Consider the following 23,219-nt stretch of genomic DNA (forward strand, 5'->3'; position numbering starts at 1 on the left):
ATTCAAACTTGTGGCAGATAGGAGGATTTAATGAGTTATTTTAATAATGAAAATCGCTTAGCTAAAATATTAAAAATAATAGAGCGAAGCAATTCTGCCACATCTAGCTCTATTGCAAGTAAACTAGATGTAAGCACAAAGACGGTAAAAAATGACATCAAAGAAATAAATGAATTGCTTAAAGGATACGGATTAATTGAATTAAAACAAGGTAAATATAGACTATATATTATAGATCAGAAAAACTTTGAAAAAGAGAAATTAAACATTAACAGTCAAGATTATATGTTTAACTCTCCGAAAAAAAGAGTAGCATACATTTTAAATAAGCTTATGAACAGTGAAATACCGTACTTAATTGATGACCTTGCAGAAGAAATGAACATCGGAAGAACTACACTTGTAGGAGATTTAAAAAAATTAAGGACAGAACTTAAAAAGCATGATATAGATATAAAAGGAAAAACCAATAATGGACTTATCTTAAAGGGAAGTGAATTAAGTTTAAGAATATTTATATTAGATAATATGTACGACTTAATCTACATGGATTACAACATAGATAAAGACATTATAGATTCTATAAGAGAAATCGCCAAGAAAAATCATTTAGGACCTAGTACGATAGAATATTTCATAAAGACCTTTACTTTAATGATAGACAGATTATTAAATGGATACGAAATAAAAGATATAGATCCTAAATACAAAGAATTAGCTAATACAAAGGCTTATAAACTTATAGAGTTGTTTACAGAAGAAATTGAGAAAAAAATTCATACAAAGATTCCTCAAAATGAAAAACTCTTTGTTACATTACCTATAGTTGGTATGCGTACACCAATGAACATAGATGGAGCAAAACATATTCAAGTATCAGAGGAAGCTATTGAGCTTGTAGATGAGATTGTAGAGTTTATAAATAAGGAAATGAACATAAAAATAATACCAGGAGATTTATTTGATGAATTTTTATATCATATTACTTTTATGATAAACAGATTAAAATTTAATATAAAACTTAAAAACCCAGTTATAGAAGATATAAAAGAAAAGTATTCGGTGGCTTATAAAATGGCAGAACTTTCAAAATATTTGATTGAAAAAAAATTTAATCTTAAATTATCTAAAGATGAAGTAGGATTTTTAGCTATATACTTTGGAGTATTTATATCTGAGAATAATTATGAAAACAATAAAATTTACAAAATAGCAATAATGTGCGGAACAGGAAGAGTAACGGCAAGACTTATAAAAAGTCAGTTAAAAAAGATAATAGACTACCAAGCACAAATAGATTTATATTCAACAAACGAAGTCACAGATGAGTTACTAGACGATTATGATTTAGTGCTTTCAACAATAAACATAAAGTCTAGAAGTTTAACTCCAATAATATACTTAGATGCAATATTTGATGAATCTAAGTTAAGACAAAAAATAGAACAAGTTAAGTTTACTAAAAAGTTAGAAGTACCTTTATTACAAGGAATGGACTCGGTTTTACTGAGTTTATTAGATGAAGATAAATTTTTCATACTAGATAAAAACTTAAGCTACGAAGAAAATATAGATTTAATGATTGATAATCTTTATGAAAATGAATATGTAGACTTTGGTTTCAAAGAAAGAATGAAAATAAGAGAAGCTAACTCAACAATGGTATTTGATAAAAACATAGCTTTTCCACATGTAATAAACTATGAAAGTGATAAAGTTGTACTAGCACTAGGAGTATTTGATGAAAAAATAAATTCAAAAGACAACAAAGGCGTAAAATTGGTATTTTTACTAGGAATACCAGAAGACGTTGGAGTAGATGAAACTATACTAATTAAAATTTATAATGAGATTATTTCAATTTCTAATAATGATAAGGTAATAGAGGATATCTCTAAATTTAAAAATTATAGAGATGTATTACTTTACTTCATTAGGGAAAACGATATTTTAAATTGAGGAGGGAAATTCTAATGAACTTTTGGTTTTTAATTATTTGTTTTGGATTGGCATTTGTATTACAGTACATTTTAACTATGATGCAGATGAAAAGTTTTACACAGCATTATGGCAAATTAAGAAGAATAGGAAGAGTTGCCATTGGGAAACAAAAAGGTGGATTTAAGTCAGGAGCCATTGCAATGTTTGCCATAGACGATAAAGGAGATATAATACAAGGTTCATACTTAACAGGTGTTACAGTTTTAGCAAGATTTAAAACTATCTCTGGTTTTGAAGGTAAAAATATAGCTTCGTTATGCGAAGAAGATGCAAAAGATTATCCAAAACAAGTAAGAAAAGCTGTAGTGGAAGCCTCTTCAAATTACATAACAATTATGGCAGGTGGAGTGATAGATGAATCTAAAAGCCCTCTTGCAAGTATAACAGGTTCATTTAAAAAAGTAGTAGGACAAAAATAAAATCAAACAGGAGGAATAGGTATTATGGAATTTATAATTAAGTTTGCAGAAGGCTTTATGGGATTGTTCCAAACAGGAGCAGATGTATTTTCAGGATGGGTTACAGGAATAATTCCACAAGTATTACTTTTATTAATAGCAATGAACACACTTATAAGATTAATAGGTGAAGATAAGATAAATAGATTTGCAAAATTCTCAGCAAAAAGCCCTATATTAAGATACATGGTTGTACCATTTTTAGGAGCATTTATGCTAGGAAACCCAATGGCACTATCTTTAGGTAGATTCATGCCAGAAAGAATGAAACCAAGTTATTATGCATCAGCAAGTTATTTCTGCCACACAAGTAGTGGAGTTTTCCCTCATATAAATCCAGGTGAAGTGTTTATATACTTAGGAGTTGCAAGTGGTATAGAAACATTAGGATACAGCACAATGCCTCTTGCAGTACGTTATTTATTAGTAGGACTTGTATGTAACTTCATAAGTGGTTGGGCAACTGACTTTACAACAAAGATGGTTATGAAACAACAAGGAATTAACTTAAGTAACGAACTTAAAAGTGCACAATAGGGGGAATTAAAGATGACAAAATACAATGCTATAGAGATAAAAAAAGGTACTGGAGGATTTGGTGGACCACTTACAGTAAAGCCAACAGATGAAAAAAATATACTATTATATATAACAGGTGGAGGAGCTAAGCCTGACATAGTAGATAAAATAGTTGCATTAACAGGGTGCGAAGCTGTTAATGGGTTTAAAACATCAGTACCAGAAGAAAGTATATTCTTAGTAATAATAGACTGTGGAGGAACTCTTAGATGTGGTATATATCCACAAAAGAGAATACCTACAATAAATGTAATGCCAGTTGGTAAAAGTGGACCACTAGCAAAATTCATAACAGAAGATATATATGTATCAGCAGTAGGCGTAGATCAAATATCTTCAGCTAGTTCAGATGGAGAAATTGAAGTAGGAGAAGGAACACAAGCTGTAGAAAAAGAAGAAACTCAAAGACAATTTAAATATAGTGCAGATAAAAAAGTATCACAAACATTAGCAGAAGGAAATAATCAAAGCTTAATAACTAAAATAGGTATGGGAGCTGGTAAGGTTATAAATACATTTAACCAAGCTGCTCGTGATGCAGTTCAAACAGTAATAAATACTATACTACCTTTCATGGGATTTGTTGCCTTACTAATAGGTATAATACAAGGTTCTGGAATAGGTGATTGGTTTGCTAAAATAATGGTGCCACTAGCTGGAAATGGAATAGGGCTTGTAATACTAGGATTTATATGTTCGCTACCATTCTTATCAGCTTTACTTGGACCAGGAGCAGTTATAGCACAGGTAATAGGTACCTTAATAGGGGTTGAAATAGGTCTTGGACATATAGCTCCAAACTTAGCACTACCAGCATTATTTGCAATAAACACTCAATGTGCATGTGACTTTATACCAGTAGGACTTGGATTAGCAGAAGCTGATGCAGAAACAGTTGAAGTTGGTGTTCCATCAGTTTTATACTCTCGTTTCTTAACAGGAGTACCTCGTGTATTAATAGCATGGGCAGCAAGTATAGGATTATATCAATAGAATAAAAAGATTAAAGGAGAATATTATTATGAGCACAATATATAAAAATAACATAAAAAGCATAGGAAGCGCAGTAGAATCATTTGAAGATCAAGAAATGTTTATATTATTTGGAGATAATGCACCAGATACATTAAAAGACTTTTGTTACTGCATAGATGTATTACCAGTAAATGAAACTATAAAAGTAGGACAAAACTTAGTAATCGATAATAATGAATATAAAATAACAGCAGTAGGTGATGTAGCTGAGAAAAATCTTGTTAACTTAGGACATATAACTATAGTATTTGATGGAGCTACAGAAGCTAGTTTACCAGGAAGTATATATGTAGAGAAAAAAGAAGTACCTAAATTAGTAATAGGTAGCGAAATATCAATAATAGCTTAAATTAAAGATAGCCTTAAGGATAATAACCTTAAGGCTATTTTAAAATAAAGGAGAATATAAATGAAACTTATAATTGATACTGCAAATATAAACATAATAAAAGAAATGTGTAAATACTATCCAATAGACGGAGTCACAACTAATCCATCTATATTAGCTAAAGAAAATAAAAATCCATATGAGGTTTTAAAGGAAATAAGAGAATTTTTAGGAAATGACTTAGAACTTCACGTTCAAGTTATATCAAGTAAGAGTGAAGATATGATAAAAGAAGCTCATAAAATTTTAAAAGAATTAGGAGATAATACATACATAAAAATACCTGCAAATAAAGAAGGTATAAAAGCTATGAAAGATTTAGTAAAAGATAAAATAAATATAACAGCAACAACAGTATATACTCCTATGCAAGCATATTTAGCAGGTAAAGCTGGTGCCAAATATGTAGCGCCTTATGTAAATAGAATAGACAATTTAGGTGCCAATGGAGTAAATACTACAAAAGATATAAATGATATATTAATAAATAACAATATGGATACAGAAGTTTTAGCTGCTAGCTTTAAAAATAGTCAACAAGTATTAGAACTTACTAAATACGGTATAGGAGCGGCAACATTAGCCCCCAGTGTATTAGAAGGATTAATAAATCTAGATAGTGTAAATTGTGCACTAGATAAGTTTATTTATGAATTTGAAGAAACTTTTGGAAAAGAAAAAACAATGAAAAATATATAAAAAATATACCCACTAATTTCTTAGTGGGTATATTTATAGGATAATATGTAGATAAGATTTATAATATACAATTGTGAGAGCAATTTGGCTCGCCTCATTATATATTATACGGTCCCTAACGATCAAACTTTATGATAAAAATCAAAAAAATTTAAAAATTAAAAAAATAACCTTATAAAGTCAATATGATATAAAAAACATGAATAGCATGAAGTATGTTACGAAATGAATTAAACGATCAAAAATATGATAATTGATAACTTATTTAAGAGGTTTCTTTGATTAATATATGAAATTTAAAAAAATTGAAATTGGAATAAATTGGGATGAAATGTAGAAGTATGTTATAATAATAACAAAAGGGCAGTAATTAGGGGGAGAGAAAATGAAATTTACAAAAAAAATAATAGTAACGCTAGTAGCTATTATGATACCAATATTAATTTTAGGATGCCAAGCATCTGCTCAAAATAAATTAGTTCAAAAACCAATAAAAGCAAAAGGTTTTTTTTGGAAAGCTGAAAAAGGAAACGATTCAATATATCTAGTAGGGACTATGCATCCATCCAAATCAAATATCAATTACCTAAATGATACCATGAAAAAAATACAAAAAGAAACAGATGCACTTGCAGTAGAAGTATCATCTACAAATGAAAAATCAGTACAAGAAATATTAAAATATATAGATGAAAATAAATATCTAAAAGAAGGTGAAATAAAAGACTTATTAACAAAAGAAGAAGGAGATAAGTTAGATAAAATATTAAAATCTTTAGATGTTAAATATAAAGATGTAAAAAATATGACACCTATGGGAGTTTGCAATGAAATTAATTATGCAATTTTAACAAAAGTAGGATATCAAGAAGACGGTAGTGATATATGGTTAGAAGATATATATAGTTCTAATTATAAAAAGGTTATTGGACTTGAGGATATTAAAAATCATTATAGTTTATTGAATTCAACAACTAAAAAATTAAAGGAAGATATAAATTCTTTTAACTCTAAAACGGTAGAAGAATATGAAAAAACTTTAAATGAATGTATGTACTCATTTATAAAAGGTGATTCAAATTATATGAGAGAACGTCAAGAAAAACTATTTGAAAATGATAAAGAAAGTTATGATAAGGTACTTACAGACAGAAATATAGATATGAGTAATAAAATAGACAAGTTAGCTAAAGAAGAGGATGAATATATGGTAGCTGTAGGGACAGGACACTTCTTTGGACCTGATAATATATTAAAATTATTAGAAGATAAAGGTTATAAAATAACAAAATTGAAAAGCTAGACTAAATAAAATAAGATATTATCCGAAAATAGATAATATCTTATTTTATGCAAAAAAATATAAAACATACTAAAAATTCACTAAAAAATCAAGTTACAGATTTGTTAATATTAAAACTTTGTGCTATCATAGATAATAGTGAAAGACATTGTAAAAAAAGAAATATATTAGGTGAAGGGAGACGAATTAATGAGTAAAAGAAAAAACGTAGTTAAACGTATATTAACTGCAAGTTTAGTATGCGCATTAACTATTTTATCTAATGGAGTCGTAGCAAGTGCAAGTGAACCATTAGAAAATGAATTAAAGACAGTTATACAAAGTTATGGACAACAAGAAGTTACAGTGGAAGATGGTATATCTTTACATCTTGGAGAAACGATAGATTTTTCACAACATCCAAACTGGAAGTTGTCTAATGACAATGTAGTTTCTATAAATGAAAAAGGTGAAGTAAAAGCTATTGGAAGTGGTACAGTATTTTTAAGTCAACAAATAGGGGATAAAGTACACATAATAGAAGTTTATGTACCAGGGGCTCCTAAGTATTATAGTTTTTATAAAGCAGATGATAGTAGAAGCAGAGATTATTATAAAGTATTTGTCGATGCAGGGCATGGTGGATACGACTCAGGAGCGCCAGGTATTGGTGGAAAAAATGAAGATGATGTTAACTTAGAAGTTGCAAAAAGAGTTGAACAAAAACTACAAGCTAAGAATATAGAAGTTAAAATGAGTAGAACTGATGATACTTTTATATCTTTATCAGGAAGAGCTGATATGGCAAATAATTATGGAGCAGATGCATATGTGTCTGTACATCAAAACTCAGCAGATGGAGTAGCTGCAACGGGTATAGAAACATATTATCATGAAAATAAAGAAATGTATAAGCCTCTTGCATCAAATATACAAACAAATGCAATAAACAATACTGGAGCAAGAGACAGAGGCGTAAAACCTGCTAACTTAGCAGTATTAAGAGAATCTAATATGCCTTCTGCATTATTTGAATGTGGATTTATATCAACGCAATCAGATTATAATAATTTAGTAAACCCAGCATATCAAGATAAATTAGCAACATCTATAGCTGATGGAGTAGAAAAATATCTAAAAGATAATATAAAATTAGATGGACAAGATTATCCAGTAATAAATACTGGGAAAGTCATAAATACAGATACATTAAATGTAAGAAGTGGATATGGAACAAGTTATCCTAAAATAGGCGTTTTAAATGGTGGAGACAAAGTAGAAATTGTTGAAAGTCAAAATGGATGGCACAAAATTAAATATAATGGTGGATATGGATATGTATCAGGAAGATATATAGCTATAGATGAAAAAGTACCAGTATTTAGTGATATAAGTGGACATTGGGCTGAGCAGCAAATATTAGATTTTGTAGATAAAGGATATATAAATGGATATGGAGATGGAACATTCAAACCAGATAATCAAATAACTAGAGCTGAGTTTGTTAAGGTTGTAAACAAAGTATTTGGATTTACAAATGTATCTGGGGAAAACTTCACAGATGTAAACCCAGAGGATTGGTATTACAATGATGTGTGTATTGGTATAAATAAAGGATATATAAATGGATATGGAGATGATACTTTTAGACCTAATGCACCTATAACAAGAGAAGAAGCAGCTAAAATAATATCTACAGTTTTAAATACAAAAGGTGATGGAAACTTAACTTTTGTAGATAGTAATGAAATTTCAGATTGGGCCAAACCACATGTTGATGCTTTAAGTGACAATGGAATTATAAATGGATATGGAGATGGAACATTCAGACCTATAAATAATGTTACTAGAGCAGAATCAGTTAAAATGTTAAGTGAAGCTAAATAATTATTTATTTTTAAAATTTAAGCTGCCTTATTAGACTAAGGCAGCTTTTTATGTTTATAAATTTTTTACTTTGAGAGATTATTTAAGAATGTTAAGGAGATTGAGGAAATGAAAAAAACACTTATTTTAGGATTAGTGTGTACATTATTTTTATTAGGGTTTAGCAATAAAAATATATATGCTAATGATAAAGATGTTTATGCAGCATGGATTACAACTGTATATAATGCAGATTGGCCAAGTTCAAAAAATAATCCAGAAGCACAAAAAAGAGAAATGATTAATACTTTAGATAACTTAAAAGATGCAGGAATAAATACTGTAATGTTTCAAGCTAGACCAAAGGCAGATGCACTATATAGATCTAATATAAATCCTTGGTCAGATGTTTTAACTGGGACACAAGGAAAAGACCCAGGATATGATCCTTTAGCTTTTGTAATAAATGAAGCACACAAACGAGGTATGAAAGTTCATGCATGGTTAAATCCATACAGAGTTACAACTTCAGGAACCGATTTAAATGCATTAGCGGCAAATCATCCTGCAAGACAACATCCAGACTGGGTTTTAAGTCATAATGGAAGACTTTATTACAACCCAGAACTACCACAAGTAAAGCAACATATATATGATACAGTAGCTGAAATAGTTAGAAACTATGATGTAGATGGAATACATTTTGATGATTATTTTTACCCAACGGACTACCCATTACCAGCAGGTGAAGGCAGAGATGGGCAAGTAGCAAATGCAAGAAGAAATCATGTAAATGAAATGGTATTAGGTGTAAAAAATACAATAAAAAGTATAAAGTCAAATGTGGAATTTGGAGTAAGTCCAAGTGGTATATGGAAAAACAAAGATAGTGATCCAAATGGATCAGATACAAGAGGAAAAGAAAGTTATTACTCTGATTATGCAGATACAGTAACTTGGATAAAAAATAATTATGTAGATTATGTTGTTCCTCAATTATATTGGAATATTGGATATAATATAGCTGATTACTCTAAGCTAGTTAATTGGTGGTCAAATCAAGTAAATGGAAGTAATGTGGATTTATATATAGGACAAGGTATATATAAAGATGTAGTTGCTAGTGAAATAGATAGACAACTACAATTAAATGAAACTTATCCACAAATAAAGGGAAGCGTATTTTATTCTACATCAGATATATTATCAAATAGACAAGGGTGTAGAGATAAAATAAAAAATTATATAAATTCAAAGGTTAGCTTTAATGATATACAAGGACACTGGGCTCAGGAAGATATTGAGAAGTTTGTAAACCTTGGATATATAAATGGATACGGAGATAATACATTTAAACCAGATGGTCAAATAACAAGAGCTGAATTTGTAAAAATAGTAAATAGAGTCTTTAATTTAACTTCAAAAACTAATGAGAATTTTATCGATGTAAATCCAGGAGATTGGTATTATGATGAGATAAGAATTGCTGTAAATAATGGATATATAAATGGATATGAGGATGGAACTTTTAAACCAAATAACTTAATAACAAGACAAGAAGCAATGAAAATAATAACTACTATAAAAAATAATAAAGATAATAACATAGATAAAATTTATAAATACAATGATGGAAATCAAGTGGATGAATGGGCAAGACCATATGTAGAAGGTGCTATAGAAGCTGGATACATAAAAGGAGATACAAATAATAACATAAATCCAAAAGCTAATTTAACAAGAGCAGAAACTGTAACTATGTTGAATAGATTACTGTAAATCTGTAAATAAAACCCTATAGAATTAACTATTTTATATGTTAATTCTATAGGGTTTTATTATATATTAGAAGTATTGTGGCTGGATTTTATAAAAGTTTTTATATTTTGTATATTCTTTATGATGAAAAATGCTAATATTATAGAACTTATAGCAAGAATACCTGTAGTACCATTATAAATAAAAGAGTTTTCAGGGAATACACTGAGTAACATAGTAGTACCATTGTAAATAATATGACCTATGATACTAGCATATATAGAATCTGTATATAAAACTAATAATCCAAAAAGTATTCCTAAAAGAGAAGCATTAGTAAACTGATACATATTACCATGATATATACCGAATATAATAGCTTGAGTAAGTATTGTAGCTATTATACCAACTCTTTTTCTAAGAAATTCCATACAAATACCTCTAAATACAATCTCTTCGTAAATTGGAATTATAATTACTCCAGCAAGTATATTTCCAAAGGACATTTTTATACTTTGCACAATACTATCTGAAGCCTCTGTACCAAACTGAGAGAAAAAAGCAGAAAATATAATTATAGTTAAAATACCTATAAAAAGTTTAGAACCTAATGACAAAATAACTGTATCTAAAATTTGTTTCTTGTTTAATTTATTAAAGTTACAATATTTTAATAAGCTTGAATCATAAGATTTAAAAATAAAGTACAGTGCTATTATAGAAATAAATTGACCGATAGCCTGCAGAGTAAAGCCATTTGAATCAGAAATAGTTGCATCAATAGTAGAACCTAGGATGGAAGAATATACTACTCCACAAAATAAGACTATCATGCTAGAACAAAAAGTAAAACCAAATAATACTACTGATATTTGGACAAGTCTTTTAATATAATTTAAAACTTTATTCATAAATTCATCATCTCCTTAACAATTATACTTAATAAATCTTCTAACTTTTCTACAAATGGATTTACTAAAAAATAATAATATAGTAGAACTTATAAAAAGTATCACAATTACACTTGTATAAATAAATGATTTATCACAGTTAATAGATATAATAGCTGCACTACCATTGAATATAATATGAAATATAATGCTAGAATATATAGAATTTGTATATAAAAAAATTAAACCCAAAATCAAACCTAGTATAGAAGCGGTAATAAATTGCTCCATATTACCATGAGCTATTCCAAACAAAATAGCTTGAGTAAATATTGTAGGCACCATACCTATTTTATTTTTTAAAAAGCCAACACAAAGACCTCTAAACACAATTTCCTCAAACACAGGTCCTACAATTACAACACTTATAATAGCACCAAAAGACATACTTAAACTTTTATGAATTGAATCTAGAGCTTCAGTACCTGTATGAGAAAAAAATGAGTAAAATATAACAGAACTAAAACAACCTATAATTAACTTTAAACCTAGAGACAAGCCTATAACATCTAAAATTTCTTTTTTGCTTAACTTATTAAATTTACATAATTTAAATAAATTCTTATCAAAGGATTTGAATATAAAATACAAAGCTGCAATTGAAAAAATTTGCCCAACAGATTCTACAGAAAAATAATGTTTTTCAGAAAACATAAAGTCAATAGGCTCGCCTAAAAAAGTAGAATAAATTCCAGCACAAATAATTGTTATTATACCTGATAAAAAATTAAAGCCTAGTAGTAATATTACAAATAAAAAAACTCTTAAAAAATAAGTTTTAAACTTAGTTAAAAAAGTTTTCTTATCTAAAACATAACTCATAAAAATCACCCTTCTTCATAATTTAAAATCAGATATAGACTAACACAAAAAAATAAAAAAATGTAAAAAATGGACTAACATCTCCCATATACGCACCAAAATGAAAAGGAGTTGACAAAGGTTCGCAGGCGAAGGGATAATATATAAGTTTTAGCGACATTTACAAGCATATTTTCCGCTTGTATGGAGCAAAACTTATATATTATCCCGAAGCCCAAACCTCCAGACAACTCCTTTAAAACTAACTATTTAAACCTTTTTCAACTGAAGAGAAAGTTAACCCTGAAAATACAAGTACACAAATAATTGCACAAGTATAAAGTACAGGTGTTAAAACGGGAACATCAAGTAAACCACCTGAAATTCCAAAGATTACGCCTAAAAGTAAAAGCATAACCATGTTATAACTTCTTCTCAACCGATCGTCCATTATTTATAATCCCCTTTCGAATCTATTAATAGATTGATAAATATAATCAAAAACTGATTATAACTATATTTTATCATAAATGCTGAAATTATGCTAATCGTGGAAGGTAAATGGACAAGTTATGAAATGATATTTCTTTTTTAAAAAAATATATTGAAATAATATTTTAAACATGATACTATTAAAACAAGAAAAAGAGAAAACGTATTCAAAAATGAAATATATGGAGGCAAAATATGGACAGATTAAATTTAGGAAAACTTACAACAGAAAGTAGAAATCAAAACACTTTAGATATAGATCAAGTATCAACATTAGAAATGGTAAAAAAAATAAATGATGAAGATAAAAAAGTAGCAATAGCGGTAGAAAATGAACTTCCTCAAATAGCAAAAGCAATAGATTCAATAGTTGAAAGAATGAAAAAGGGTGGAAGACTTATATATATAGGTGCAGGAACATCAGGAAGGTTAGGAATATTAGATGCATCAGAGTGCCCACCAACTTATGGAGTATCAGAAGAACTTGTACAAGGAATAATAGCAGGTGGTCAAGAAGCAATATTTAGAGCAAAAGAAGGAGCAGAAGACTCAAAAGAATTAGCAATAATAGATTTAAAAGATAAAAATATAAATGAAAATGATACTATAGTAGGATTAGCAGCATCAGGAAGAACGCCTTATGTAATAGGAGGTCTTGAATATGCAAATGAAATAGGAGCATTAACAGTATCAGTAACTTGTAACAAAGATTCAGGTGTAGCAAAGGTATCACAAATATCAATAGCACCAGTAGTTGGACCAGAGGCAGTAACAGGTTCTACTAGATTAAAATCAGGAACAGCTCAAAAACTAGTTTTAAACATGTTATCAACTGGGACTATGATAAAAATGGGTAAAGTATATGGTAACTTAATGGTTGATGTAAAAGCTACAAATGAAAAATTAGTTGAAAGATCGAAAAAAATTGTTTGTGAAGCAACAGGAGTTAGCATACAAGAAGCAGAAGAAGTTTTAAAAGAAACAGACTTTGATGTTAAGTTAGCAATATTTATGATTTTATCAAATCTAGAAAAAGAAGTTGCAAAAGAAAAGTTAGAAAATAGTAATGGATATATAAAAGAAGCTTTAAACACTATCTAAAAAATATATGGGAGGAATAGCTATGACAAATCAAGAAATTGCAAAAAAATTAATTGAGCTAGTCGGAGGGAATGAAAACATAATATCTGCACAAAATTGTATGACACGCTGTAGACTTGAGATTAATGACTATTCAAAAGTAAGAATGGAAGAACTTAAAAAGTCAGAAGGAGCCTTAGGTGTTGTTCAAGCAGAAGGGCAGTTACAAATAATTTATGGCCCGGGAAAAGTAAATAAAATAACTGAAGAGGTAAATAAGATATTAGGAAAGAAAGTACTTTTAGGAGATGATGCCGTAAAAGAAACTAAGGCTAAACTAAAAGAAAAAAATAATACTAAGTTTAAAAATGCACTTAAAAAAGTAGGAAATATATTTATACCTTTAATACCACTATTTGTATCTTGTGGACTTGTTTTAGCAGTAAATAATATAGCTGGAGTTTATTTAGGAGATGCATATAAGACAACTGTAGCAGCACAAATTATAGGTCTTATAGGTAATGGAGTATTTGCAATTTTACCAATATTAGTTGGGGTAAATGCAGCCAAGGAATTTGGTTCACAAATGCCTATGATGGGTGGAGTTTTAGGTGGTATATTATCATCTGCAAATCTTGCTAATATTACCCTTTTCGGACAAACGTTAACACCGGGTAGAGGTGGAATTATATCAGTAATATTAGTTGTTTTACTAGCAGTTTATATTGAAAAAGGTCTTAAAAAAGTTGTACCAGATGTACTGGATTTATTTATAACACCATTAGTAACTTTAACTTTATCAGTTTTAGTAGCACTAGTAGTAATACAACCAATAGGTGGATTTATATCAGATAGTATAGGTTTAGTAGTAGCAAATACTGTAGCATCAGGTAATATGGTAGTATCAGTTATATCAGGGGCTGTATCAGGGGCATTATTCTTACCATTAGTTATGACAGGTATGCATCAAGCTTTAACTCCTATACATGCAGATTTAATTGCAAGTACAGGTTCAACAGTGTTACTTCCGATACTTGCAACAGCAGGTATGGCGCAAGTTGGAGCTACTATAGCAGTTCTTAGAAGAACTAAGAATGAGAGATTAAAGGCAACAGCTAAAAATGGATTAGTACCAGGATTTTTAGGTATAGGGGAGCCGTTAATATATGGGGTTACGTTACCTCTTGGTAAACCTTTCTTAGGTGCTTGTTTAGGAGCTGGTATAGGTGGAGCTGTGATGGCATTTTTCAAGGTTGGAGCAGTTGCACTTGGAGTTTCAGGGCTTCCGCTAGCTTTACTTATAGCTGATGGAAAGATGTTTGTTTTCTTGATAGGTGTTTTAGCTTCTTATATAGGTGGATACTTCTTCACTGAACTTTTAGGATTTGAGGATCCGGTAGAGTAGGCTGTGCCAAGTCGGGCGCGCTCCGGGGGGATGTATAAGTTTTGCTCCATACAAGCTGAGAGACGCTTGTAAATGTCGCTAAAACTTATACATCCCCCCTTCGCTTACCGAATTTGGTCAGGCTATTGCTACCTTTAAAGTGGGGAGGGAAGAGATGTTTGTAAATGTCGCTAAAACTTACACTTACACCCCCTTCGCTTACCGAATTTGGTTAGGCTATTTCTACCTTTAAGGTGGGGAGAGGTAAGGATTGCTTGTAAATGTCGCTAAAACTTACACTTACACCTCCTTCGCTTATCAAATTTGGTTAGGCTATTTCTACCTTTAAGGTGGGGAGAGGGTAAGGATTGCTTATTTCTACCTTTAAAATAGAGAGAGGAGATGTTTGTTATGAGTTTCGGTTTTTCAGTTTATTTCGGTCTTGATAATTCTATGGATGAGAATATAGGTTTACTTAAGTCTGCTCATGAGTTGGGGTTTAGTAGAATTTTTACTTCACTTCATATTCCTGAGGCTGATTATGAGGTTTTAAAGGTTGAGGTTAGGGAGTTTTTTAGAGTTGCTAAGGAGTTTGATATGGATGTTATTAGCGATATTTCTCCTAATACTTTTAAGTTTTTAGAGCTTGATAATATGGATTTGAGAGGTCTTCGTGATTTGGGCGTTAAGACTATAAGGATTGATTTTGGTTATGAGGAAGAGGATATTGCTTTTATGACACGAAATGAGTATGGTATAAAGGTTCAGCTTAATGCTTCTACTATAACAAAAGATTTTTTTGATAAGCTTGATAAGTTTAATCCTAATTATGATAATGTTGATGCTCTTCATAATTTTTACCCAAGAGTTGGGACAGGTATTTCTGAGGAGTGTATGATTGAGAAAAATGAGATATTAAGAGAAAGAGGTATAACACCTTGTGCTTTTGTTTCTTCTAATAATAGAAGAAGAAGTCCTTTAAAAGATGGGCTTCCAACGTTAGAGGATCATAGAGGTATGGATGTTAGAGAGGCTGGTAATCATTTGTTTGCTCTTGGTAATGAGTCTGTTTTTATTGGAGATTCTTTACCTAGTGATAAAGAGTTAGTGGATTTGTCTAGTTTAAATAAAGAAGCCGTGGAGCTTAGAATAAAGGTAGAAACTAGTGATAAAGTTTGTTTAAGGTTATTAGATAATGTTTATACATCAAGAACGGATGAAGCAAGAGATGCTATAAGAGCTAGTGAGAGTAGATTGATGCTAGATGGAGATGTTATTGAAAGTGATAATACAATAATTAGAAAGTATGGAGATGTAACTATTGATAATAAAGATTATCTTAGATATATGGGAGAACTTCAAATTATAAAAAATGAACAAGAAAAAGATTCTAGAGTAAATAAGGTCGCTTATGTTTTACAGGATGACTTATATCTATTAAAATATATAAGAGACGGTAAAAAGTTTTACTTTAGAAAAGTTTAAGCTATTTGCCAAGTATAAATATACTTAGGAAGTGGGTTTATGAATATTTTAGAATATATAAAGCAAAATTATGATACTTTTACGGATAGAGAAAAATTAATAGCAGATTATTTGCTTTCAAATAAAGAAAGTATAATTAATTTATCTGCAAAGGAAATAGGGGATTTGACAAGTACTTCTGCTGCTACTTTAGTTAGGTTTTCAAAGAAACTTGGGTTTAATAGTTTAAATGAGATGAAGCTTAATTTATCTATGAGTTTAAAGGATAATAAGGAAAGTTCAAGTTTTGAGTATATAGATAAAAATCTTGAGACTAAGGATATTATCTACGGTATTAAAAATTCTATAGATGCAGTTATGGACAAAACAGTTAGCCTTATAAAAGAGGAAGAACTTGAAAAAGCAATTGATTTACTTATAAAAGCGAAGAATATATATATTTATAGTGTTGGTGTTTCAGGTCTTGTAGGCATGGATTTTTACTATAAATTAAGTAGAATAAATAAAAGGTGTATAGCACATAATGATACACATCTTCAAATAACTTCATCAGTACTTATGGAAGAGGGGGATGTAGCAGTTGCTATATCTTATTCAGGAAGTACTAAGGAAGTTTTAGAATGTGTAAAAAATGCAAAGAAAAATAATATACCAGTAATAGCAATAACAAAAGCAAGTGTAAATAATGAATTAGAGCAATTAGCGGATATAACTTTGAAAGTACCCTTTGTAGAAAAGTCTTTAAGAGAAGGGGCTATGAGTTCAAGAATTTCACAACTAGCTTTAGTAGATATGCTATTTATAGGTATGGCCAAGAATAATTTAGAAGAGGTCGAAGAAAAGTTAATATTAACAAGAGAGGCTGTAAAAGAGCTTAAAAAATAACTATTTCTCAATTGAGAGATAGTTATTTTTTTATTTGGGTATAAATAGTAAGAAATAGAACTGAAATAAAATGTGAAAATAAAAACAACTTTGAAAATTTAGAAAAAATAAAAATATTCGACATTTTTTTACAAAAATTATATCGTATTTAATTTATAATATATATACCAAAATTTGGAATAAAACAGGAGATTAAGGAGAACCATGATGAAAGAAAGTTGTGTTAATAGTTTAAATGATAATTTAAACTATGTATTAAAAGAAAATGATAAGATGTATAGTATTTTAGTAAATTTGGGAGAAGTCTTATCAAATTTGAACAATAGCATAAAAAAATTTGATAAATCTATAAGTAGTATAAATAATTCCCAAGAATTGATTTGTGATATATATGAAGTGCAAGAAAATATAAAAAAAGAATATAAGAGTTTTAAAAATACATATAAAGAATTGGATAAAGATATAAAAGAAATTAAAAGATATAATATAGAAATTAAAAAAGATATTGAAAAATTAAATGAGACAATAGAATTTAATAATGAAAAATTAAAGAATGAATTATTATTAGATATTAAAAAATTATTAAATTCAGACTCAAGTTCAGAAAAAGAAAATAATATTTATGAACTAAAATCAAATACTGAAGATTTTAATTTTTGGAAGTTAGAACAATTAGCAGCTAAAGGTGACGATGAGGCACAATTTAAATTAGGAATGTGTTATTATAATGGAGAGGGAACATACATAGATTATCAAGAAGCTGTAAGATGGTATAAGGAATCTGCAAATAAAGGAAACGTAGATGCTCAATACTATTTAGGTCTATGTTATGAAAAAGGATTAGGAGTAAATAAAAGCAGTATAAAAGCTAAGATATTTTATAAAAAAGCTGCAGAACAAGGATGTAAGAAATCTGAAGATAAGATTGCTAAATAATTCATATAAAACTCATCTAAAATTCACGAAAACAGTAACATTTTTGTAATTAATACAAAAATTTACAAAAAATGACAATAAAAGGGTTTATAATACTATTGTGATAAATAATGATGAGGAGAATTTAACGTGGGTGAAAGAATAGGTTTATTGAAAGAAGCATATAGTTTATTGTTAAATATAGAGTCTAGATTAAATGAATTTGATGACTATGAAAGTAAAATAAATAAGATAATTATAGATGAAGCAAATAAGTATATAATTATAGAAGATGTTTTTGGTAGTAAGATATATTATGAGCTTTGTGATTGTTATACATCTTTTATAAAAAGTGCTAAAAGATATAAAGATGCAGAAATAAATAGAAATTATGAAAGATTAAAAAAGATAAGCTTAAAAGCTGAGGTATTATATTAATTATTAACAAAAAGCGTACATATTACATTATGTACGCTTTTATTAATGAAGTATATAATTCATACCCATGTTCATTTAAATGTATACCATCTGTAGTTAGCTCATTTCTAAGATTTTTACTATGATCTAAAAAATTATAAAACACATCTACTAAAGTAATGTTTTCATAATTTTTAAATAATAACTTACATTCTCTAAATATTAACTGTAATAACTCATTAGAACGGAGACCTTGTCCTAATTGATATCCATGTAAGTTTTCATCGCAAGGGAGTGTAGATATTAGGACTATTTCAACATCTTTTAAATTTCTAATTATCAAATCTATAATAGTTTGAATATTTAAGGCTACTTTTCTAGGACTAGTCATAGTAGTATCATCAAGATCATTAGTACCTATCATAAGAACTACCTTACTTGGTTTAAATTTTATACAAACCTCATCTATTACCCATATTAATGATTCGGATGTAAAACCACATATACCGCAGTTATATTTATTTTCGATATATGGAAAATATTTATCGATATCGTACATTTGTGTTATTGAATCCCCTAAAAACAGTGTAGAACCAGCTTTAGCGGTTTTGTTATTAGCTATAATTTCTAGTATTCTTTCAAGTTGATATTCTCTAAATTGATAAAAGCAAGGGTTATATATCATGTTTTCTCTCATAAGACGCCTCCTTATATTTACTAGTTAAACTTATTATATCAATAATTTTAAATTAAAATAAATAATAAATATATTTAAAAAATTTATATAAGAGTGTGTAATGATAAATTTTCCAAAATTCTGATATAAAATTTTTATTATCTACCAATTTCGACAAAAAAACATAGATTAAAGATGTATACTTAATAAAGGGTTAAAATACATTAGGAAGGAGGATTTGATGAAAGTTAAATTAAAAAAGTTTAAAGAAAATATAAAAACTAAAATTTTTAGAATTAATGATAATCAAAATATAACTATCAATACATCAAAAAACCTAGACTCTATGTTGAATAAAACCAAAATTGATTATAGTTATTTCAAAGAATATAACAAAACTAAAGAGTATTTAGACAATTATAATGTTGAAGATATAGATATAAATAAAATAATACATATAGAGTGGGTTGATTCTATAGAAAATGTAAAAATAACTGATAATAAAGAAGTATTAGCTAAATATCCTAAACACTTAAAGAAAAATTCGCTGTATTACAAGTCCGTGTATATATGCCCTGTTTGTGGAGAACAAGTGCTTTATAAGGTCAGAGCTTATAATATCCCAACTATATTTAATGGAAAATATAAAAAACTACACCATATATTTACTTGTCCTAAGTGTAGAATATTTTTATCGTCTATTAGAGTATACAATGAACTGCATACTAAATGGATAGGTAATAAACTTTCTGACTATGCACTTATAAGTAACAGATACTCAAAATTTAAATACCATAGATTAATATACTATACAGAAAGCTTAAGCAGTGACGATATATAATCATATAGATATAGGGGAGAGATGCTTATGATAAAAACGAGATATTTTAAAATAGTTATATTTGTACTTTTTATATTTATTAGTGTTACAAATATATCAAATGCACAAAAAAGTATAAATTTTAGAAATCTAACTATAGAAGATGGATTATCTCAGGGAACTGTACAAGCTATGATACAAGATAAAGAGGGGCGTATCTGGATAGGTACTAATGATGGACTAAATGTTTACAATGGGTATGAATTTAAGCTATATACTCAACAAAAAGACGAAGAAGAGGGTATAGCAAATAACTATATAACAGATATTGCACAGGATAATAGTGGTAATGTATGGGTTGCCACCATAGGTGGACTAAGCAAGATAAATATAAAAACTGATAAAATAACCAATTACTATAAATGTAATAAACATGGTAATTTATCTCACAATAATGTTTATGATATATTAATTTCAAGTGATGGAAAGGTATTAGTTTCAACATCAGATGGAGTTGATATGTATAATGAAAAAGAAGACAGGTTTAGTTCAATATTAAAAGATGTAAGTATATTTAAAAGCATACATGCATATGAACTAGAAGAAGATAATGATAAAAACTTATGGGTCGGTACGAAAAAAGGATTATATAAAATCTATAGAGATGAAGGCAAGGTAGAATCATTTTTAACAGAAGAATCTCACGGGAAAGATATAAATATTTATGATTTATACCTTGATGGAAAAGATAATCTATGGATAGGGACTGAAAGTGATGGACTATATGGATTAAATATTAAAAATAATAAGCTTAGAAAATATGATATAACCAGTGAAGATAAAGATGATATTGTTATAAGAGATCTATTGTTAGATTCTAAAAAAAATCTATGGGTGGCAAGTGATGTAGGTCTTTTAAAGTATGATGAAAAAGAAGATGAATTTAAAGTTTATCAAAGCTGTGAATATGACAACAACGGATTAATAGACAACGTTATATATTCTATTATGGAAGATCAAAGCGGTTTAATTTGGCTAGGGACTTATTCAGGAATAAGTATATTTGATCCAAGCAAGAATATAGAATATTACAAACATAGCAACAATCCTAATAATGACATATCCATATCGGAAAATATGGTAAGTGGAATACACAAAGATAAAGATGGATTGGTATGGGTTGGTACTAATTCAAGAGGAATAAATATATTAGATAGAGAAAATGAAAAAACTTATTATATAACAACTGAAAATGGATTGAGCAGTGACACAGTTTATGATGTAACAGGAAATGGTGATGTAATAGCTATATCTACCAATAATGGATTAAACGTTATAAATAAAAAAGATAGAAAACTTAAAATATATAATGAAGAAAATGGACTTAAAAATAGTGATATAAGAAGCGCATTTATAGATGATAATAACTACATATGGTTGGGAACTACAGAAGGTGTATTTATTGTAAATATAGAAACTGATGATATTTTAGATTTATCAAAGGTAGAAGATAAGCTATGTATTAAAGACAAGTTAGTTGGAAGTATATTTAAAGATAGTAAAGGTAATTACTGGATAGGTTACTTTTTAGACGGAGGGTTAGTGAAATATAATCCTGAAACTGACGAGTCTAAAGTTTATAAAATGAATAATAAAAACAAAAACTCTTTAAGTAGTAACTCTGTAAGATCAATTGACGAAGATAAAAAAGGTAATTTATGGATAGGAACCAACTATGGTTTGAATAAATTTAATCCAGATAAAGAAGAATTTATAAGATATACTAAAGAAGATGGGTTGCCTAACAATACTATATATGGCGTAATAGTTGATGGTAAAGGTCATATATGGGTTAGTACAAACTATGGGATATCTAAATTTGAACCATCTAAAAATGAGTTTACAAACTTTGATATAGTAGATGGGATACAAGGAAGAGAGTTCAATGCTAAATCTTATCATTTAGGATATGATAATGAAATTTTCTTTGGAGGAACTAATGGATTCAATTCATTTAGATGTGAAGAATTAAAAAAGGAAAAGTATTATGTAGACCTAGTTATAGATAATATTTATGTAAATGATAGAAGGTATAAAGATATAAATAAGGCTGATTTCAATTATGATGAAAACGATATTGTTATAGAAATGTTTTTACCATATTATAAAAATATAAGAGATACAAAGTATTACTATAAACTTGAAGGTATAGATAAAGAGTTTAAAGAAGCTAAAAGTAATAAAATAAATTTAGTTAATTTACAACCTGGAAATTACAAATTAAAACTTAAAGCTTCTAATAATAATGTTGCGATATCTCAACAAAAGACTATTTATTTTAATATAAAGCCTCCATTTTGGAAAAGTAAAGTAGCTATGATTTTATATACATTAATAGCAATACTATGTTTATTATATTATGATAGTAAAGTTAAAATATTAGATAAAATGGTAAATAAAAGAACGAGAGCTCTTACTAATGAAATAGAAAAAAATGAAGAATTATTTGTTAAAGTATTAAACTTAGAAAAACAGAAAAATAGTTACTTTGTAAATCTTTCTCATGAGTTAAGGACTCCACTTAATGTAATATCATCAACTGAGCAATTAATAAGTAGTATGATAAATAAAAAAGGAATAAGTAAAGAAAGTTTAAATTATCATATGACTGTTATAAAGAAAAATTCAGAAAGACTTCTAGAATTAATTACTAATTTAATGGATATAGAAAAAATAGAGCATGGAAAATATATTATAGAAAAAACAGAACAAGATATAGTAGAAGTTATAGAAGATGAAGCAATAAGACTTAAAAATCATGTAGAATGTGAAGGAATAGAGCTTATTATAGACCCTGAAATAGAAGAAAAAATAGTAAGTTTTGACAAAAAAGAAATAAAAAGATGTATAGAAAACCTAATAGGAAATGCCGTTAAATTTACACCATCAGGAGGTAAAATAGAGGTAGTTATAAAAGATTTAGGTGATAGCGTTTTAATTTCTGTAGAAGATAATGGAATAGGAATAGATGAAAAAAATCAAAAAGTGATATTTGATAGATTTAAACAAGCAGTAGGTGCAAATGAACAAATACAAAATTCTAGTGGATTAGGTTTAACTATAACTAGAGATATAGTTAAACTTCATGGTGGAGAAATAACTCTAGAAAGTGAGATAGGAAAAGGAAGTAAATTTATCATAATATTACCTGTGGAATAAATTTTTATAAAAAAAATATTTTATATAGC

The 23,219-nt window shown here is 28.4% G+C and carries 21 protein-coding genes; 17 read left to right on the plus strand and 4 right to left on the minus strand.

Annotated elements, in window-relative coordinates:
* The first annotated feature begins 30 nt into the window (after positions 1-30).
* The 9 genes from ACEXNK_RS07950 to ACEXNK_RS07990 all read left to right on the plus strand — a co-directional run bounded on the left by ACEXNK_RS07950 (position 31) and on the right by ACEXNK_RS07990 (position 10,087).
* The gene (locus tag ACEXNK_RS07950; protein ID WP_373598182.1) at positions 31-1,959 is read left to right on the plus strand and encodes a BglG family transcription antiterminator; all 1,929 of its coding nucleotides are present in this window, start codon (positions 31-33) and stop codon (positions 1,957-1,959) included.
* A gap of 14 nt (positions 1,960-1,973) precedes the next feature.
* Entirely contained in the window at positions 1,974-2,420 is a 447-nt protein-coding gene (locus ACEXNK_RS07955; RefSeq protein WP_373598181.1) for a transcriptional regulator GutM, read from the plus strand.
* 24 nt (positions 2,421-2,444) lie between these two features.
* A complete protein-coding gene (gene srlA, locus ACEXNK_RS07960) occupies positions 2,445-2,996 on the plus strand; it encodes a PTS glucitol/sorbitol transporter subunit IIC (RefSeq protein WP_373598180.1) in 552 nt (183 codons plus the stop codon).
* Positions 2,997-3,008: 12 nt separating this feature from the next.
* Positions 3,009-4,031, plus strand: a complete 1,023-nt coding sequence (gene srlE / locus ACEXNK_RS07965) for a PTS glucitol/sorbitol transporter subunit IIB (RefSeq protein WP_373598179.1) — start codon at positions 3,009-3,011, stop codon at positions 4,029-4,031.
* Positions 4,032-4,059: 28 nt separating this feature from the next.
* Positions 4,060-4,422, plus strand: coding sequence for a PTS glucitol/sorbitol transporter subunit IIA (locus ACEXNK_RS07970; protein ID WP_373598178.1), 363 nt, complete (start codon positions 4,060-4,062; stop codon positions 4,420-4,422).
* A gap of 60 nt (positions 4,423-4,482) precedes the next feature.
* Positions 4,483-5,160: a transaldolase family protein gene (locus tag ACEXNK_RS07975; protein WP_373598177.1), complete on the plus strand. Its 678-nt coding sequence runs from the start codon at positions 4,483-4,485 to the stop codon at positions 5,158-5,160.
* 385 nt (positions 5,161-5,545) lie between these two features.
* Positions 5,546-6,463, plus strand: coding sequence for a TraB/GumN family protein (locus tag ACEXNK_RS07980; protein WP_373598176.1), 918 nt, complete (start codon positions 5,546-5,548; stop codon positions 6,461-6,463).
* Positions 6,464-6,652: 189 nt separating this feature from the next.
* Entirely contained in the window at positions 6,653-8,329 is a 1,677-nt protein-coding gene (locus ACEXNK_RS07985; RefSeq protein ID WP_373598175.1) for an N-acetylmuramoyl-L-alanine amidase, read from the plus strand.
* A gap of 108 nt (positions 8,330-8,437) precedes the next feature.
* Positions 8,438-10,087 (plus strand): family 10 glycosylhydrolase, encoded by a 1,650-nt coding sequence (locus ACEXNK_RS07990; protein WP_373598174.1) that lies wholly within the window; start codon positions 8,438-8,440, stop codon positions 10,085-10,087.
* Positions 10,088-10,146: 59 nt separating this feature from the next.
* On the opposite strand, the gene ACEXNK_RS07995 is transcribed toward ACEXNK_RS07990, so the two are convergent.
* The 3 genes from ACEXNK_RS07995 to ACEXNK_RS08005 all read right to left on the minus strand — a co-directional run bounded on the left by ACEXNK_RS07995 (position 10,147) and on the right by ACEXNK_RS08005 (position 12,268).
* Positions 10,147-10,977: a CPBP family intramembrane glutamic endopeptidase gene (locus ACEXNK_RS07995; protein WP_373598173.1), complete on the minus strand. Its 831-nt coding sequence runs from the start codon at positions 10,975-10,977 to the stop codon at positions 10,147-10,149.
* A gap of 15 nt (positions 10,978-10,992) precedes the next feature.
* A complete protein-coding gene (locus tag ACEXNK_RS08000) occupies positions 10,993-11,838 on the minus strand; it encodes a CPBP family intramembrane glutamic endopeptidase (RefSeq protein ID WP_373598172.1) in 846 nt (281 codons plus the stop codon).
* Between the two features lie 241 nt (positions 11,839-12,079).
* On the minus strand, positions 12,080-12,268 hold the full coding sequence (locus ACEXNK_RS08005; RefSeq protein WP_373598171.1) for a hypothetical protein: 189 nt from the start codon (positions 12,266-12,268) through the stop codon (positions 12,080-12,082).
* A 236-nt stretch (positions 12,269-12,504) separates the two neighbouring features.
* Here ACEXNK_RS08005 and murQ point away from each other — a divergent pair, with 236 nt between their 5' ends.
* From murQ to ACEXNK_RS08035, 6 genes are all read left to right on the plus strand, one after another.
* Positions 12,505-13,410 carry an N-acetylmuramic acid 6-phosphate etherase gene (gene murQ / locus ACEXNK_RS08010; protein ID WP_373598170.1) on the plus strand — a complete coding sequence of 302 codons (906 nt, stop codon included), beginning with the start codon at positions 12,505-12,507 and terminating at the stop codon, positions 13,408-13,410.
* A gap of 22 nt (positions 13,411-13,432) precedes the next feature.
* Positions 13,433-14,794: a PTS transporter subunit EIIC gene (locus tag ACEXNK_RS08015; RefSeq protein ID WP_373598169.1), complete on the plus strand. Its 1,362-nt coding sequence runs from the start codon at positions 13,433-13,435 to the stop codon at positions 14,792-14,794.
* A 390-nt stretch (positions 14,795-15,184) separates the two neighbouring features.
* On the plus strand, positions 15,185-16,258 hold the full coding sequence (locus tag ACEXNK_RS08020) for a DUF871 domain-containing protein (protein ID WP_373598168.1): 1,074 nt from the start codon (positions 15,185-15,187) through the stop codon (positions 16,256-16,258).
* A 39-nt stretch (positions 16,259-16,297) separates the two neighbouring features.
* Complete coding sequence (locus ACEXNK_RS08025; RefSeq protein WP_373598167.1) at positions 16,298-17,143, plus strand: MurR/RpiR family transcriptional regulator; 846 nt, start codon at positions 16,298-16,300, stop codon at positions 17,141-17,143.
* A 207-nt stretch (positions 17,144-17,350) separates the two neighbouring features.
* Positions 17,351-18,079: a tetratricopeptide repeat protein gene (locus ACEXNK_RS08030; protein ID WP_373598166.1), complete on the plus strand. Its 729-nt coding sequence runs from the start codon at positions 17,351-17,353 to the stop codon at positions 18,077-18,079.
* 129 nt (positions 18,080-18,208) lie between these two features.
* A complete protein-coding gene (locus ACEXNK_RS08035; protein ID WP_373598165.1) occupies positions 18,209-18,496 on the plus strand; it encodes a hypothetical protein in 288 nt (95 codons plus the stop codon).
* Between the two features lie 22 nt (positions 18,497-18,518).
* Here ACEXNK_RS08035 and ACEXNK_RS08040 read toward each other — a convergent pair whose 3' ends face one another.
* Positions 18,519-19,172: a GDSL-type esterase/lipase family protein gene (locus ACEXNK_RS08040; protein WP_373598164.1), complete on the minus strand. Its 654-nt coding sequence runs from the start codon at positions 19,170-19,172 to the stop codon at positions 18,519-18,521.
* A gap of 220 nt (positions 19,173-19,392) precedes the next feature.
* Between ACEXNK_RS08040 and ACEXNK_RS08045 the strand changes: the two genes are divergently transcribed.
* Positions 19,393-19,992 (plus strand): hypothetical protein, encoded by a 600-nt coding sequence (locus ACEXNK_RS08045; protein WP_373598163.1) that lies wholly within the window; start codon positions 19,393-19,395, stop codon positions 19,990-19,992.
* 27 nt (positions 19,993-20,019) lie between these two features.
* The gene (locus ACEXNK_RS08050) at positions 20,020-23,190 is read left to right on the plus strand and encodes a ligand-binding sensor domain-containing protein (RefSeq protein WP_373598162.1); all 3,171 of its coding nucleotides are present in this window, start codon (positions 20,020-20,022) and stop codon (positions 23,188-23,190) included.
* Positions 23,191-23,219 lie beyond the last annotated feature (29 nt).

Source organism: Paraclostridium bifermentans (assembly GCF_964259345.1).
Taxonomy (GTDB): domain Bacteria; phylum Bacillota; class Clostridia; order Peptostreptococcales; family Peptostreptococcaceae; genus Paraclostridium; species Paraclostridium bifermentans_B.

Bases quoted from the DNA above. Each gene is read 5' to 3' on its own strand.
- ACEXNK_RS07950 (WP_373598182.1), top strand. From the start codon at position 31: ATGAGTTATTTTAATAATGAAAATCGCTTAGCTAAAATATTAAAAATA.
- ACEXNK_RS07955 (WP_373598181.1), top strand. From the start codon at position 1,974: ATGAACTTTTGGTTTTTAATTATTTGTTTTGGATTGGCATTTGTATTA.
- srlA (WP_373598180.1), top strand. From the start codon at position 2,445: ATGGAATTTATAATTAAGTTTGCAGAAGGCTTTATGGGATTGTTCCAA.
- srlE (WP_373598179.1), top strand. From the start codon at position 3,009: ATGACAAAATACAATGCTATAGAGATAAAAAAAGGTACTGGAGGATTT.
- ACEXNK_RS07970 (WP_373598178.1), top strand. From the start codon at position 4,060: ATGAGCACAATATATAAAAATAACATAAAAAGCATAGGAAGCGCAGTA.
- ACEXNK_RS07975 (WP_373598177.1), top strand. From the start codon at position 4,483: ATGAAACTTATAATTGATACTGCAAATATAAACATAATAAAAGAAATG.
- ACEXNK_RS07980 (WP_373598176.1), top strand. From the start codon at position 5,546: ATGAAATTTACAAAAAAAATAATAGTAACGCTAGTAGCTATTATGATA.
- ACEXNK_RS07985 (WP_373598175.1), top strand. From the start codon at position 6,653: ATGAGTAAAAGAAAAAACGTAGTTAAACGTATATTAACTGCAAGTTTA.
- ACEXNK_RS07990 (WP_373598174.1), top strand. From the start codon at position 8,438: ATGAAAAAAACACTTATTTTAGGATTAGTGTGTACATTATTTTTATTA.
- ACEXNK_RS07995 (WP_373598173.1), bottom strand. From the start codon at position 10,977: ATGAATAAAGTTTTAAATTATATTAAAAGACTTGTCCAAATATCAGTA.
- ACEXNK_RS08000 (WP_373598172.1), bottom strand. From the start codon at position 11,838: ATGAGTTATGTTTTAGATAAGAAAACTTTTTTAACTAAGTTTAAAACT.
- ACEXNK_RS08005 (WP_373598171.1), bottom strand. From the start codon at position 12,268: ATGGACGATCGGTTGAGAAGAAGTTATAACATGGTTATGCTTTTACTT.
- murQ (WP_373598170.1), top strand. From the start codon at position 12,505: ATGGACAGATTAAATTTAGGAAAACTTACAACAGAAAGTAGAAATCAA.
- ACEXNK_RS08015 (WP_373598169.1), top strand. From the start codon at position 13,433: ATGACAAATCAAGAAATTGCAAAAAAATTAATTGAGCTAGTCGGAGGG.
- ACEXNK_RS08020 (WP_373598168.1), top strand. From the start codon at position 15,185: ATGAGTTTCGGTTTTTCAGTTTATTTCGGTCTTGATAATTCTATGGAT.
- ACEXNK_RS08025 (WP_373598167.1), top strand. From the start codon at position 16,298: ATGAATATTTTAGAATATATAAAGCAAAATTATGATACTTTTACGGAT.
- ACEXNK_RS08030 (WP_373598166.1), top strand. From the start codon at position 17,351: ATGAAAGAAAGTTGTGTTAATAGTTTAAATGATAATTTAAACTATGTA.
- ACEXNK_RS08040 (WP_373598164.1), bottom strand. From the start codon at position 19,172: ATGAGAGAAAACATGATATATAACCCTTGCTTTTATCAATTTAGAGAA.
- ACEXNK_RS08045 (WP_373598163.1), top strand. From the start codon at position 19,393: ATGAAAGTTAAATTAAAAAAGTTTAAAGAAAATATAAAAACTAAAATT.
- ACEXNK_RS08050 (WP_373598162.1), top strand. From the start codon at position 20,020: ATGATAAAAACGAGATATTTTAAAATAGTTATATTTGTACTTTTTATA.